9 protein-coding genes are annotated in these 16,518 nt (G+C 42.5%); all 9 read left to right on the forward strand.

What is annotated here, in order from left to right; genetic code table 11:
• Positions 1–370: PIN domain-containing protein (locus tag V0288_RS11345; RefSeq protein WP_332865209.1), on the forward strand; the 370-nt coding region annotated here is incomplete at its 5' end.
• Positions 371–616: 246 nt separating this feature from the next.
• Positions 617–802 (forward strand): ribbon-helix-helix domain-containing protein, encoded by a 186-nt coding sequence (locus tag V0288_RS11350; protein WP_332865210.1) that lies wholly within the window; start codon positions 617–619, stop codon positions 800–802.
• A gap of 62 nt (positions 803–864) precedes the next feature.
• Positions 865–1,779 carry a DUF4007 family protein gene (locus V0288_RS11355; RefSeq protein ID WP_332865211.1) on the forward strand — a complete coding sequence of 305 codons (915 nt, stop codon included), beginning with the start codon at positions 865–867 and terminating at the stop codon, positions 1,777–1,779.
• Between the two features lie 12 nt (positions 1,780–1,791).
• Positions 1,792–5,310, forward strand: coding sequence for a hypothetical protein (locus V0288_RS11360; RefSeq protein ID WP_332865212.1), 3,519 nt, complete (start codon positions 1,792–1,794; stop codon positions 5,308–5,310).
• Positions 5,311–5,478: 168 nt separating this feature from the next.
• Positions 5,479–6,279 carry a phosphoadenosine phosphosulfate reductase family protein gene (locus V0288_RS11365; RefSeq protein ID WP_332865213.1) on the forward strand — a complete coding sequence of 267 codons (801 nt, stop codon included), beginning with the start codon at positions 5,479–5,481 and terminating at the stop codon, positions 6,277–6,279.
• A 151-nt stretch (positions 6,280–6,430) separates the two neighbouring features.
• On the forward strand, positions 6,431–8,293 hold the full coding sequence (locus tag V0288_RS11370) for a hypothetical protein (protein ID WP_332865214.1): 1,863 nt from the start codon (positions 6,431–6,433) through the stop codon (positions 8,291–8,293).
• Positions 8,290–9,951, forward strand: coding sequence for a methylation-associated defense system protein MAD7 family protein (locus tag V0288_RS11375; RefSeq protein ID WP_332865215.1), 1,662 nt, complete (start codon positions 8,290–8,292; stop codon positions 9,949–9,951). Before V0288_RS11370 ends, V0288_RS11375 begins: the two co-directional genes overlap by 4 nt.
• Positions 9,952–15,357 carry an FtsK/SpoIIIE domain-containing protein gene (locus tag V0288_RS11380; protein ID WP_332865216.1) on the forward strand — a complete coding sequence of 1,802 codons (5,406 nt, stop codon included), beginning with the start codon at positions 9,952–9,954 and terminating at the stop codon, positions 15,355–15,357.
• Entirely contained in the window at positions 15,354–16,517 is a 1,164-nt protein-coding gene (locus V0288_RS11385; RefSeq protein ID WP_332865217.1) for a cysteine desulfurase family protein, read from the forward strand. The genes V0288_RS11380 and V0288_RS11385 overlap by 4 nt, the downstream gene beginning before the upstream one ends.
• Position 16,518 lies beyond the last annotated feature (1 nt).

Here is a 16,518-nt window from a genome sequence, read left to right on the forward strand (position 1 = left end):
TTACTCAATTATGAACTGGCACACTCTTCTTGATTCGTGCAGGAGGTCTATTGAAGCGATCGGCGGTTACGCTCGATCGGGAGCGGACGGTCTATCTCCCCAACTGACATTAGGGGGAACCGGGATTATCGCTCTTCGGGATACCGAGGACGTTCATGTTTTAGAAACGGCTTTAGCCGGCCGCGCCGATTTTCTCGTAACGGCGAATTTCAAAGATTTCCGCTCGAACGATACCCGGATTCTCGTACCCGACCGTCACGCGATTCACGTCGCGCCGTCTTATCGTTTGGCGATCGTTCATCCGTACCTCATGGGTGAGTGGTTGAGATCTGGACGGATTCCGCCTTCGCCTGCCGGATGCGACGGGTAGGCGCGCTAATCCGGATCGTCACTTCGATTCGGAACGATCGAGAGGGCGACGCGATTCAGGTTTTTCGGTCAATTCGGCGAAGGTCGGTTGCCCGTTGAGTAACCCACGAAAATTTTCAAGGATTAAGTTTTTCTTAACTCCCTTGACACTCATCATGACTGATCTCTATTCGTTGTAATGAGTTGTAATGATCGAGGAGAAGAAAGGGCGGTGTAGGATATTAAAGATGATGATCGATGGAACGCCGTGAGCAAAAGAGTTTATTTAACTCTAGCCGATACCGTATACGAGGCACTAGAGCGATGGGCTGAAGACCAAGGCCGTCCAGTAGCTAACCTGGCGGCTTATTTAGTGGAAAAAGCGGTAGAAAAAGCTCAAGAAGATGAAAAAATCCCATCGAAAGAGAAAAAAGAGCCGATAGTAGATCGGTGAGCGCGTAAACCTAGTTTTTCCACGAACGCGCGATAAGCAATATGGAGTAAACCAGTAATCGAATGAGTTTGAGCCTAAATCCTCTTTTAACCTATTTGAACAAGGTAAATCCCGTTTTCGCTCGCCATGAAACGTTTCATCCCCGTTTCGGCTGGTTGAAAAAGGGCTTCGACGCGGCCCTGGAAAATCCGAAAATCTTTCTCCGAGAGGACGCTCCCGTGATTCTCGGCGTGGGGAAGAACATGGTGAAGTCGATCCGTTACTGGTGTCACGCCTTTAAAATACTAGACAACGATCGCCCGACGCGTTTCGGCGAACAGTTGTTAGAGGATGAAGGATGGGACTGTTTTCTGGAAGATCCCGCTTCTCTATGGCTTCTGCACTGGAATTTGCTCAAACCTACCTGCGAGGCCGCCACTTGGTACTTCACGTTCAACCTCTTCCGTGCCGTGGAGTTCGCCGATGACGAGCTTTTCCGAGGATTGCGAGACTATAGGGACGCGAACGGCAAGACTGTCGTGGATGACTCCCTCAAAAAAGATCTGAATTGTTTGTTGAAAATGTACGTCGAGCCGAGAAACTCGAATAGCTTTGTAGAAGACTCGCTCGACTGTCCCTTTACTGAACTGGGACTTGTCCGTACCGCGGGAGACTCGAAACGTTACACCTTTCGGGTTGGCGCGAAGTCGAATCTACCCGCCGAGATCCTTGTTGCCACCTGTTTGGAGTACGCCGGTCGGGTTAGTCCGGGGGCGACAACGATAGCGGTCTCTCGCTTGTTATACGATGAGGGAAGCCCTGGAATGGCCTTTAAGGTGTCCGAGAGCGCTATCTGCGACGCGATCGAAGAGTTGTCCGGACGCTGGCAAGCTCTTACCCTATCCGACTCGGCGGGATTAATCCAGTTTTCTTTCCAGGAAGAACCGGAAAAATTGGCGAACGAGATCTTGAACGGATATTATCGAGTACGGAAATGATGGATCTAGAGAATGACCGATAAAACCCTCGCGAATTATTTCACGCTCCATCGTCGCTACTCCCGTTCTATTAACTTAGAACGGGATCTAGAACGTCCGGAAGCCCTCGAAGGGTATATTTTAACCAGTAGGGCCAAAGAAGCGCTCGCTCGAATCGGTCGCCGGGAAAATCACTCTTGGACATTGACCAGTGTTTACGGGACGGGAAAATCGTCCTTCGCTCATTTTCTGTCTTCCCTGTGCGCTCCCGAAGATCATCCCCTGCGGGCTAAAGCTCTAGAGATCGCCGCTCGGTCGTTAGGTTCGGACAACCCCCTCTATAAGGTACTCAAGGAGGATTACCCGGAAAAAGGATACGTTAGAGCCGTCGCGACGGGAAGAAGAGAGCCGATCGGTCACACGATCGTCCGGGCTCTCTATTTCGGTACCCATCAATATTGGGAGGCCACTCAACGTCCTAAAATATCGGTAATTTCCAAGTTAGCCGATCTGGACACGGAAATTAGTTCGGGGAATACTATCAACACGAAAAAGATTCCGGAGCTTGTCTTAGAAGTGGCGAGAGCATCAGAAACGGGAGTTTTTTTAATCCTCGATGAACTCGGCAAAAATTTAGAATACGCGAGTTATAATTTAGGACAAGAAGACCTGTATTTATTACAGCAACTCGCCGAACTTCCGAAACATACCGATACCCCTATCTATATTTTAGGGATACTGCATCAAGCCTTTACCGATTACGGTCAGCGTCTGGCCTCGAAAGAGCGGAATGAATGGGCGAAAATTCAGGGACGATTTGAAAATATTTCGTTCGCCGAATCTTCCGGGGAAGTGATGCGATTGATCGGGGAAACGATCGACGCGACCGGGGCGGATGGTTTTCAATGCGCTATCACCCATCAAGCTAGAGAGTGGTACACCGCTCTGTCTCCACTGGTGGGGGAGGGCGATCTAACCGAGACAATTCTCGCCGGGATCTATCCCCTCCATCCTCTGACGGCTCTCGTTTTACCGATTCTCTGCCAACGGTACGCCCAGAACGATCGCTCCCTGTTTACCTTTTTAACTAGCTCCGAGCCTTATTCTTTTAAAAATTTTCTAACGGAAGTCAAAACGGAGGGAGATCATTTACCGACCCTCAAGCTCGATCGATTATACGATTATTTTATTGAAGCCGTGGGAGCGGGATTAACCTCTCGCCCGCATCTCCAGCGATGGGTGGAAATTCAAGAAGCGATCGCCGACGCGAGAGACCTTTCGGTAGACACGCTTAGGGTATTGAAAACGATCGGTATTCTAAATCTCATCACCACCACGGGGACAATGAGAGCCACGAAGCGGTTAGTAACCTTAGCGATGTCTGACATTCCCTCGGATCTAGAACAGAACCAGTATTGGGAACAGATTATTCAAGAACTCTTCCGAAAAAATCACATCACCCATCGACGGCAATTAGATGAATTACGAATCTGGCAGGGTTCGGATTTTAATATCGATTCCGAGTTAGTGAACTATCTTGAACAAGAGCGCTCGCCTCTCGTGAATCTTCTCACTACATTACGTCCTCTCGCTCCCCTAGTAGCCCAACGCCACAGTTACACGACGGGAACCCTGAGATTTTTCGAGCGAGTTTATGTGGATAGCTCGACCCCGCTCGCTCGATTGGAGTGTTCCTCCGCCGATAGGGATGGGTTGATCGGTTATTGGGTCGATGAGAAGTCACCCGATACGATCCCCCAGTACACGGCGGACGGTAAACCCCTGATCGTTTTGTGCGGCTCGAACTTAGAGGTACTCCGAACTCACACCCTCGAGTTTACCGCTCTCCGGAAAATCCAAACCACCGCCCGCGAACTCCAAACCGATGGAGTCGCCCGGAAGGAAATGCGCTACCGCGTCGTTGAAGCGGAAAGGCTGTTAGATGAAACCCTCGATCGGGCTTTCCGTCTGGAAAATCATCAGAACGCTTGCTGGATGCTAGGAGAGCGCGAGTCGATCGCCCGCGTGACCGAGTTCAAGGCTAAGTTATCGGCCGTGTGCGATCAGGTATATTGCGAGAGTCCGACCCTGCGTAACGAGTTGATCAACCGACGGGAGTTGACTTCCCAAGGGGCGAAAGCCCGACGGGAATTAATCGAGGCGATGGTCGAGCGCGGAGGCGAGGAGAGACTAGGGCTACAGGGATACGGGCCGGAAGTCAGTATGTATTACTCCCTCCTGGAAATGACGGGTATCTATCGGCGGGAGAACGAGGAATGGCAATTCCACCCGCCCGCGAAATCATCGGGTCTACGTCCGTTATGGCGAACGATAGAGGACTTCTGTCTAGAGGCGAGCGACAAATTACAAAGTTTAGAGAAGCTGTATCAGAAATTAGCGGCTCCTCCCTACGGCGTGAAACAGGGGCCGATTCCCGTGATCCTGGCCGCGGTTCTCCTATATCACGTTGAGGATATCGGGGTTTATAAAGATGGGACGTTTATTCCCCTGCTGGGGGCGGAGCATTTCGAGATCCTGCTGAAAGATCCCTCGCGTTTTTCGGTGAAGTATTTCGAGATGGTAGGCTCGCGCTCACGGGTATTCAAGGAACTCGAAGCGATTTTACGCGATCCGAGCCAGAAAAAAACGGAGGCGCTCCGTAACTCGACTTTACTCACGGTAGTTACGCCCTTATATCGGTTCGTTAAGAAACTTCCCGACTACACGAAGCGGACCGAGCGAGTCAGCAAGGAAGCGCGGGCGGTTTTGAAAGCTCTCCAACAAACCGTAGAACCCGATGAGTTGATATTCACGGAGTTACCGATCGCCTGTAATTTATCTCCCATCGGTACGGAGGAGACGGATGACGGGGAGATCGCCAGAAATCTCCGCGATAAGCTGGTTCAGGTAATACGGGAGATCCACTCCGCCTATGACAATTTACTCGGCTCGGGTCGGAATTTGCTTCACGATGCCTTTGGAATACGGGGTACCGAAACGAAGTTACGGGAGGATTTACGAACTAGAGCCAAATATATCGTCGATCGATGTGTCGATCGGGGTTTGAAAAGTTTCGTTCTCGCCGCTATTGACGAGGGTAAGAGCGATCGGGAATGGTTAGAGGCTTTGATGATGATCGTCGCCGACAAGCCGCCAGAGTCATGGAAGGATGAGGATATCACGAAATTCGAGATGAATCTAGCGGATGTATCCCGGCGGTTCAATAACCTAGAAGCGATACAGAAAGAGGTGGTAACGGGTGGAGACGGTCGTGAAGCTCGCCGGATCACGGTAACGCGCCCCGACGGTCAGGAAACCCATCGCTTAGTTTGGGTTGATAACGAGAGCGAGGAACAGGTAGAGAAATATGTTAGAGAAATTTTAAACCTATTACCCGATAATGACCGAATTCGTCAGTCGGTACTGGCGAAACTGACGGAACGAATTTTAAATTCCGAGATCGACGAGGAAGCGACCTCGAATCGAGTCGGGCGTTCATTGCGACAGGGAAAGACGGATGAGGGAAAAAGGTCAAAAGGGAAAGATAGATAGCTATCTATCTTTGTCATTCTGTTCCCTGAACTCGTAACCACGAGGTTCTGAAAAACTTGTAGCGGGGACAGATAACTTTAGAAAATTTTAAGAAAATTTATCGGTAAGGTTGAGCTAACAGGACAATTTACATCTATCATAAGAAGTAGAACGATAACGGTAGAAGCGATGTCACGGAGAAAGACCAGACATATTCTCGGCCTTTCAGGCGGTAAGGATAGCTCGGCCTTAGCGGTTCTCTTGCATAAAGAGATTCCAGAGATGGAATACTTTTTCTGTGACACGCACAAGGAACTACCGGAGACTTATGATTACCTCAAGCGGATCGAGGCGCGGCTAGGGATAAAAATTCACTATCTCGAAGATAAGCGTGGTTTCGATCACTGGTTAACCGTTCACGATGGCTTGCTACCTTCACCGCAAATGCGCTGGTGTACGGTAAAAATGAAGATTAAGCCGTTGGAAGATTTTGTCGGGGATGATGAAGCGATCAGCTATATCGGTATCCGAGCCGATGAGAATCGGCTCGGATACGTCTCGACAAAGCCTAACATTAAACCCGTGTTCCCGTTTAAGGAGCGCGGTTTAGTGAAGGAAGATATTTTCCGAATTTTGGAAGAGAGCGGGATCGGGCTTCCAGACTATTATCGTTGGCGTAGTCGCTCTGGATGCTACTTCTGTTTCTTTCAACGCAAATACGAGTGGGTAATGTTAGCGCAGGAACATCCGGACTTATTCGCTAAAGCGGTCGAGTATGAGTCAAATCATAAAGATGGTAGAACTTATACATGGACAGAGGGTGAAACCCTGTTAGAGCTTTTGGAGAGAAAGGATGAAATCATCGCTAAACATAAAAAAGAAATGGCTAGAGAGAAAAAAGCTACTCCTAATAGACCTTTAACAGAAGCTTTAGAGGCAGTGTTAGATAAAGAAGATGACGATTTACCTTGTTTAGCGTGCTATTTATAAATTTAGTTTTCTATTAGAGTTAAAATGCCTCGAATAGAAATTACTAAAAAAATTATTCCTGATTATTTTGTTTATGTAAGGAGTGGTTCACTTAAATTAGAAAATCTGCTCAAATGTATTTCAATAATCGTTGTTTGGAGAAATATTAAAGATGACTATCACTCCAACTCCAATTTCAAAATGGATTACCTTTCTCCGTAAATACGGACCCATCCCTCGTAACGATAATATGTATGATGAGGCGATTCAACGAGTTTTAAAGAAAAACAACATAAAACCGATTAAATTTGAAACCCCTTACTTACAAGAATTGGTCAATAATTTTCAATCTGATTTACCTAAATCTGTAATATTGACAGGAACAGCAGGAGATGGGAAAACATTCTGCTGTCGAGAGATCTGGGAAAATTTAGGAGGCTCAAAAGAAGGCTGGAAAACAGAAGAAAAAATACAAGAATTACCCGTTAAACAGAAAAAGCTAATTATTATCAAAGACCTCAGCGAACTAAAAGATGAGGAAAAAAGGCAACTTCTACCTCAAATAGCGGAAGCCATTATCGCTCCCTACAGTACAGAGAAAATTTACTTAATAGCGGCCAATGATGGGCAACTGATAGAATCATGGAATATTGCTGAAAATATCCCTTGTGTAAAACAAGTACATCAATTAATCGAAACCTTACTGGTAGAAGATAAAAAAGAAAAATTAGATTTTAACCTACTTCTCTACAATCTAAGTCAATTAAATAATGAAGAAATATTTTCTCGAATTCTTGATGCGATTCTAGCACACTCAGGATGGGAAGAATGTAACCAATGTCCCTATCAAAATCCCGCTGATATTCATCAACGCTGTCCGATTTGGGAAAATAAAACCCGCCTGGAAGGAAATGGCGAGCAACAGTTAATGAGACAGAGAATTACTGACCTTTTAGAATTATCCCGTCATAATGGGATGCACCTTCCTATCCGTCAGTTGTTACTTCTCATTGCTAATCTAATCTTGGGACACCCTGATGCTAAAGATAAACTACTAGACTGTGAGCAAATACCCGAAGTTTTGGCAACAAAAAAAGCTTATTTAGCTAGTCCTTATAGTAATATTTTTGGCAAAAATCTCTCTGTTAGAAAACGAAATAAAACTGATGTATTTGTTACTTTAAGCTCTTTTGGTATTGGTACAGAAAGCAGTAATCACATTGATAATATACTTATTTTTGGGGCGGATGACCCGAAACTGAAGAAAGATTATGAAGACCTAGTATTAGCTGATGCCTATTATGGCGCGCATCAGAAATTTCGCATCGCTCAAAAAAGTTATTTAGAAGGTAATGATTCTCAAGATAATAAAGAAGCCTTCTTAAATATGCTTCAAACACAAAGACAACGATTATTTTTTACTATACCTAACTCTAGAGTGTCCGAATTAAATTTCTGGAAACTAACCGCTTTTCAATATGCAGGGGAATATTTGGAAAAAGTTTGTCGAAATTTGCAACAACATAATCAACTTCCAAAAAACCTTGTGTTTCAATTAGTGAAAGGAATAAATCGCATCTTTACAGGTTTATTAACTAATAATCAAGATAAGCTAATTTTAGCTACATCTGGCAGCTATTCTCAAGCTAGAATTAGTCGAATCTTTGAAGAATCTATTTCCGTTATTAAGAGCCGAGGCGAAAGTGTAACCATTGAATTAAATCCTCACCATAACGCACCCGACTTAGTTATTTCCTTCTCTTCCCATACTGAAATCAAACCCGTAAAACTTCGGTTAAATTTAACTCGTTATGAGTACCTACATCGAGTAGCAGAAGGAGCATTGCCAAGTAACTTTTCTCAAGAATGTTATGAAGATATGTTAGCTTTTAAGACTCGACTGTTAGGACAGCTTAATTTTAGAAGAAAAAAAGAAGAAGAGGATGAAAGTGCAGAAAATGAAATGATTATCCGTTTACTTGAACTCAATGCTGATGGAATTACTAATCCAAGAACTTTGGAGATTCAATTATGACCATAGAAATTCTGCCTAAACCTCAATCTCAAAATAAAATTACCCATAAAGAAACTCAGATGTGGGTTGATGAAGCCATTTGGGGTCATCGTCTTTATGATGAACAAACTCCCTGGTTAACCCTTCTAGAATTTTTCGGAATTGTTCAAACTGAATTAGAAGCGGGGCGTGCTTTTGTCGAAGAACAATATAATCAATTAGAATATGCTTCCTATACTCGTCTCTATCTAAGAAATATTTTATTTAATAATCCTTGTTTAGAAGCTGTTAACGCTGAATTTTCTACTGAAGAAGAACGTTGGCAAGAATGGCTAACTTTAATGATCAATAATTGTGGTGGAATTAATAACCCTGACTTTAGTTATTTACGACAACGCTTTACCACTTTTCGGAACTTTTTAGAAGTGGTAAGATTTCTTCAATCTAATGCTATTGAAGGAGATAGTAATAAACGTTGGAGTTCTAAATTCGTGTTTCCCTACGGTGTGGATTGTCTCTACGAAGATTTAAGAGTTACACCTAACGGTTACAATAATGACCGTCGGTTTTTCGCTAGGACAGGCGAACTACTTTATTTGATGATAAGTCGTAGTTCTCAAAAATCAGAGATTTTAACCCATCTTCAGACAATAGGAATTATTAATAATAAATCTAGTAAATGGAATAAGTTAGTTGCTATTCTTCAGCCCGACTCTGATAAAAAAACAAGGAATAAAAACAGCAATCCCCCTTATCTTCCCTATAAAACCCTTACCGAGTTTGATAACTTAGCTAATGATTGGCTCAATTTATTTAATTGCCAACTTCCCGATTATGATTCTCTACCCCATTTAGTTACTATTACAGGGCTACATCTAGTCATTTATTTACTCAAACGAGCTAAAGCAGTCTTAAATAATCAAGATGACTCTAGATTTATTAATGAAGCGGTCTTAATTAATCAAAATGAACCTAAATTTATACCACAAATAGTAAATGCTCAAGATAATCCCCAGGATAGTCCTACATTTACATTTGTTCTCGAAATTGTTGCCCCTAAGAAAACCATTATTCGTGATCTTGCCTCAGATAGTTTTTTAAACAATAATAATCTCAGTACACAAGCAGTTGAACATTATATTAGAAGATTATCACAACTGTCTAAATGGCAAAATTGCCTAAATTCAGGTAACTCTACAGATGCTTTAGACATTCTAACTGAAGAGTTTTGTTTATCAGATGAATCCGTCAATGAAATAAAAGCTAGTTCACCAGAGATTTTATTAGATAACCTCTCTGAGAAAGCTATTACCAGACACAAACAGCACGTTGGCAAATTTCATGGTAATTGGACAAAAGAAATTGGGCTCGCTTCAAGTCGAGGAAGTCGTCGTAACCGTTATGCGCCTACCGACTCCCTATTAAAAACATTGGTACTGTGTTGTGTTCCCCAACGGATGGAATTTCAAGAATTTTTAGAAACTCTCTATCGAAAATATGGCTTTATTATTGGGGAAAAACAGGCGATCGTAAAGAGATTGACATCATTAGCCGATCAAGAAGCCTTTTCTGATAATGCAGAACGTCTCGAACAACGTTTAGCATCGTTAGGGTTACTTAAACGCCTCTCCGATGCTTGCGCTTACATTATTAACCCTTACACAGTGGAGAAACCGTAAATGCGTTCTATTGACTTAATTGGGCAAGTAGCTACTAAATTCCTGAGAAAATCCCTTAATTTAGAGGATTCCGATGGAGTCGCTCGTTTTTTGCTTGATCGTCTCACAGGAGAACAAGTCACCAACATTTGTCAGTCTATTCTCGTCACTCCCGACTTATCCCCCCGCATTAAAATCCAAATTCCTCGCGCCCTAGTCGAGGGATACAACCTTCCTGAAGCCATCCTAACGGATGAAAAGACAGTTCACCTACGCCATGCTCCCTGTGACCGTCCCTGTTTGCTACTAGCGAACACTAATGACGACCAAGGACAATCCTTAAAAGATATTTTCCCCTTGGGAGCAGGACTATTGAAAGAAAAAATAGAGTTTTGGGTGGAAGTTGCGAGTGAGGGTTTAGATTTACCAGAAGAACAGCTAAAATATTGGCAAAAAGCCTTGAAAGGGCTTCAATCTGCCAGTGAATGTAGTTTAGAGCAATTTGCCAACTATGTAATGGACACTCGTGAGCGCATCGCGTCAGAAAGCGTTCCTATCATTAATGCGTTGGGGTGGGCATTACCTGCTTTGCGATTACCCCGCGATTCAGGCTATTTTGAAGCTATTCCCGAAAAAGAATGGGGACACGCCCAAAAGTGGCAACAGAAATATCAACAAGCTATCTCTAAACGAGGTTGTCTGCTAATCAAACAAACCCCTACCCGTAAAGCGATTGAGGAAAGTGAGCTACAATCAGCTTTTGAAAAAGTTAAAGACGAAATTCCCTCACTTGCCTATTCTACGGTTGAAGCCTTCATAAAAAGTGCGCCTGAATGGAATGAATCAGCGAGAGCATTGACCTATTTTGAATGGGAAACTGATAATATTAACTCTCTTTTTCTGGGGTTAAAGTCCAAAAAGACAGATTTATATAGTTTAACTAAGCAATTTTACGAAGATGAATATCCTAATAGTTTGACAGAAGCGGATATTGAATATTTAGAAACCTTGAAAAAAAGGGGAACAAAGGAAGCTAATGAGGAAGATAAGGAATTTTATGATACCCATCGCTCCGAATTAGAAAATGATCGTTCTCTCAAAACTAAATGGGATAAATTCGTCTATGGTCAACCTATTGAATGCACAGATTTTTTGGTCGGATTATTACAAGCATTTGAGCGACTGTTTGACCAAAATGACTCTCAAAATACTCACTCTCAATTGATTGTTAGCACCCAAAAAAGTTCCCGAAAAAGTAATTGGTTAGAACTCAATGCAGATATAGGATTATATTTTTGTACACGCTACCGAGGGATTGAACAGTTAACCCAACCTGAAATTATTTGGAAAACACACTGTTTGTTTGAATATGACGAATTATTGAAAAATGAACAAACTAAAAATAAGAAAAAATATAAAAAGAATGTCTCGGTTGCTAAAACTGCAACTGAACTAAAATTTTATGTGGAATTGCGTTCTCGTTCCTCTCAAGAATTAATTGGAAAAACTCAATTGATTTGGAAAGGAAATCCTAATGCTATTGGAATGGAACTTCATGATGATTTAGAACGTTTAATTAACCCTCAAAATTCTCCTTTTGTCCTCTCTCAAGTTTCACGAGAATTAGTGAGTAAAAAAGGTCGTCTTCAAGGAATTTCTTTAGAAGATGTCGGTACTTTAATGGCCGCTTATCGGCAAGATAGAGGATCATTAGTCAGTAAATACGAACCAAAACAAGATCTAGCGAAACAGTTTCCCAATGCCCTTAAAGAAGCTGTTAAAGATAATCGCTTATCTTCAGACTCGGCGGAGTTGATCAAACAAGCTTGGGAAAAATTTCAAGAAGTATATCAAAAAGCCTTGAATAGTTTGCTTGGTCTAGAGGGAATTTCGAGTCCTTACTTGCTAGAGCAGTGTGATACGTATCAAAAACTTATTAAAACTCTTCTCAATCATGGGCTTGGGGATATTAATAGAGTTAAATTAATAGAGCCGATTTTACGCTTAGGTTGTGTTCGAGTTGAGCGAGGAAAACCTGCCGCTATTATCCCCCCTTGGCATCCGTTAAGATTAGCTTCTCTAGGTATTAAAGCTCGTCAAATTTCAGGACTGCTCAAACATATTCTTTCAACCGAAGAAGTAAACTTCGGGGATTCTCGTTTATTTTTTTCTGATTTAAGAAATGAACTACTACATCCCTACTATCCCGAAGTTTGTTTAGGTTACAAAGGTAATGAACCCTTATTACTTTCTCTTTCCGATACCGTTAATGATTACAGCCTTTTAGAACAGCCTGTCAGAGATACTACTCAAAACTCCACTAATGATGACCCTAAAGTAGCGGCCACAAAACTGCTAGACTTAATAAAGCGATACCTTGAATTACTTCCCCATAAAAAAAATAATTTAAGTATTGTTCTCTATCAATGTGATTCTACTAGATTACCTCAGAAAATTATTACTCAATTTAGTGAATTACAAGATGATTATAACGAAGCTCGTTGTCAAGTGATTTTATACCATCGAGATTCCAAAAAGTTAAGTGGCTTGTATGAGCAACTCTTAGAAAGTTCGGAAACAGATTCAGATGCTTTTATCGCTAATGAAGCCTCCCGTGATTTTATGGCTAGACTGCGAATTAGTATCATGTCGAATGCCCTCCTTTCTTCCACTGAAAAAGTCGCTGATATCGTTTTTCTTCAAGATATTATTTCCCGGCAAGCAGAGATAGTTTGGCAACCTACCCCCTTATCTGATGATAACCCTGATATTCTCAAGCACGTTCCCTCACGCTGGTCAAAAAAACGCCCAGCTACTAAGGATGAATTAAAATCTACCGTTTATCTCGTTTGTCCGAGCCAACCCGTTGTTGGACAAACTTATCTTGATGCTATTTATAGCAGCTTAAAGCGGGAAGATTGCTCAGATAATCATTTTCTCCCTGCGCTACAAATTTCTTTTCAAGATGAAGATACCTGCACAGTTTTTAAAGAAGTTCATCGTTTAGGGGAATGGGTAGTAAACTATGATAGTTTACTTGAAAGACGACAATTAATGAATCAAGGAGTTAATGTTATTCGCTATCAGCAAACTCGCACAGATGATCCTAATCTTTTAGTTTCCTCTAACGCTCCATTTAACCTTTTGCAAGTCCTTGTTAAATGCCGTTTAGAAGCCTTAAATTTAGGATTGGATGAAATCACACTTAATACTTTAGCCGAAGGCTTTATTAACGAAGCTAATGGTATTTCAGGGGATATTGTGTTAAAGGCCGCCCAAAGTGGCAAGTACGCAAGTGAATTGATGGGAGTGGTGTTAAGTAAGGCTTTATTGTCATCTGAATTAGGTAATAATAATCCTATCGGTTGGTATTTCTTAGATGACTATGCTACTTGGCTGGGACAAAAAGAAGGAAGAATTGCCGATATTTTAGCTATCAGCCCTCAAATCAAAGATGAGCAACCTGTTTTAAAGCTAATCATTTCTGAGGCTAAATATATTGAAGCTAGTGGATTAAATGATGCCCGGAAAAATTCCCAGCATCAATTAAGAGATACGGTAGAAAGAATGACTAATGCTTTATTTGTTAGCCCAGGGCGACTTGATCGGGATTTGTGGTTGTCTCGTTTAGGAGATTTATTATTAGATGGTATTGAATTTAATTCAATTGATCCCATTTCTATTGAACAGTGGCGAAAAGGAGTCAAAAACGGGACGATCAAGATTGATATATTGGGTTACTCCCATGTTTTTATTTCAGGGCCTAGTGATTCTTCTGTTAATAATGATCAAATTCCCATTGCTAAAGTTGACCGATGCTATCAAGAAATATTTAGTAGAGACGCTGTGCGTCAGCTAGTGTTAGCAATTCATCAAAAACGACCATTAGCACCTATTCGAGAACAATTAGGACATGAACAACCTTGGACTATTTCAAACCCCCGATTTCCAGCTTCTAGAGTTGTTTGGGTTAGTCCTATTTTAGAATCACCCATAATTGATAACTCTAGTTCGTCAAAATCTTCTGAAAAATCCCTACAGAATATACCTCAAAAGGGTAAGATTAATGAAGAAAGCTACACTCTTAGTAAAGAAAGTATTACCTCTAATCATCATGTTGAAACTATAAACGCAACTCAGAAATCTGAGAACATTCACGATGATTCTCTCTCTAGCTCTTCAACTATATCAACTCATGTGATAGAAACAGAACATCGCTCGGTTAATCACATTGCACAATTAGCTTGGGCTTCCCCCGCATTAGCAATATGGATCGATCGAACTACCCAATCTCAAATAGCTAATACAGAAGCGGAACAATGGCTCGTTCAAACCGTGTCAGTATTACGAAAAGCTCTGATAAGCTATGATTTACAGGCCAAAGTTTTAGGACAAAGATTAACACCTAATGTAGCTTTAATTCGCTTTCAAGGTTCAGACAGGCTGAATATAAAAGATGTGGAAAATCGACGCTCTCAACTGTTAACCACTCACGGATTAAATGTGATTAATGTTTCAGGTATTCCTGGTGAAATTATTATTTCTGTTGCTCGTCCGAGCAGGGAAATCATTTCCCTATCTCAAGTCTGGAAACAACGGAAAATTAATTTAAAATCGGGAGTTAATCTTAGCCTAGTGATTGGTGTTAAAGAAATAGATGGAGAGCTATTATATCTGAATTTAGGAGGCGATTTTGCCCATCGTCAACAACACGCACCCCATACATTAATTGCAGGAGCGACTGGAAGTGGTAAATCAATTTTATTGCGTAATCTGCTTTTAGATGTTTGTGCTACTAATTCTCCAGATTCTGTTAAAATTTATTTAATCGATGCCAAACAAGGAACAGATTATTTTCCCTTGGAAGATTTACCCCATCTCACACAAGGAATTATTACTGAGCAAGAGCAAGCCATTGAAATATTTGATAATATTGTCAAGGAGATGGATTCCCGATATCAAGCCTTTAGAGACAAAAAAGTGAATAATTTATTCGCTTATAATCAGAAAGTTACTACTAATGAAAAATTTCCCGTTCTTTTTTTAGTTCATGATGAATTTGCTGATTGGATGTTAGTAGATGAATATAAAGAAGCTGTATCTTCTGCTGTACAACGCTTAGGGGTGAAAGCCAGAGCGGCCGGAATTCATCTGATCTTTGCGGCACAACGTCCTGATAGTAATGTCTTTCCCATGCAGCTTCGAGATAATTTGGGAAATCGCTTAATCTTAAGAGTTGAAAGTGTTGGTACTTCGGAAATTTCCTTGGGACAGAAGGGTGCTGAAAGTCTTTTAGGAAGAGGTCATTTAGTAGCACGACTTTCAGGAGAATCAGATATAATTTATGCTCAGATTCCCTTCCTATCTGACGAAGAATTTCCTTTAGTTGCTAATGCTATTAAACAGGATTTAAGTCAAAATTCATGACAACTAAACCTATTTATCTCGATTATCATTCTACAACCCCCGTTGATCCCAGAGTAGCCGAATTAATGCTCTATTATCTGACTACGGCTTTCGGTAACGCCAGTAGCATCGACCACGCTTACGGCGACGAAGCCGATAAAGCCGTATCCAAAGCCCGCCAGCAAGTAGCCGAATTAATCAACGCCTCCCCCCAAGAAATTATCTTCACCTCTGGGGCCACTGAAAGCGTTAATCTCGCGATTCAAGGAAGCATCCGCGTCGGGAAAACCTCTCGTCTCCCCCGTATCGCCCTATCTCCCGTAGAACATAGAGCCGTCATCGACACCTGTGAGAGTCTTCGCAAAAAACAACTCGCCGAGCTAATTTATCTCGAAGTTGATAGTAAGGGCGGATTAGACCTCGAAAACCTCGAAAAAATTTGTGCTGACGGGCTTGATCTCCTCTGTGTCATGGCCGCCAACAACGAGATCGGTAACGTTTACCCGATCGAAGCGATCGGCCGCATCGCCAGAAAATACGGTATTCCCTTTCTCTGTGATGGTTCTCAAGCCGCGGGGAAAATCCCGATCAACTTTTGGGAATGGGGCATCACCTACCTCGCCATTTCCGCTCATAAACTGTACGGGCCGAAGGGAGTGGGTGCTTTAGCGGTCAGAAAAGGATATCCCCTCGAACCGCTTATCTACGGGGGCGGCCACCAAAAAGGAACGCGATCGGGAACGCTAAATGTCCCCAGTATTGTCGCGTTAGGGGAAGCCTGCCGGTTACGCGGGTTGGAAATGGATGAAGACGAGAGAGCGATCGCCGCGAAACGAGATCGATTACAGGAATCACTGCGGGAGCGAATCCCCGATTTAGTCATCAATGGAGATATAGAAAACCGTCTAGCGGGTAATCTTCACATTTCCATTCTAGGAATTCCCAATAGTGCCGTTATCGCCAGAATTCGCCAAAAACTAGCTATCTCTACTGGTGCGGCCTGTTCATCCGGCGTGGTCGCCCCTTCCCATGTTTTACGGGCGATGAAACTCGCCGACGAAGTGATGGAAGGAGCGTTGCGGATAGGGATCGGAAAATTCACGACCGATACAGAAATAGAGCGAGCGGTCGAGATTCTGAAGGGAGCGATCGGTGAAATCCGTCAACTTATGAGCGATTAAC

This window comes from Pannus brasiliensis CCIBt3594, assembly GCF_036688125.1.
GTDB lineage: Bacteria > Cyanobacteriota > Cyanobacteriia > Cyanobacteriales > Microcystaceae > Pannus > Pannus brasiliensis.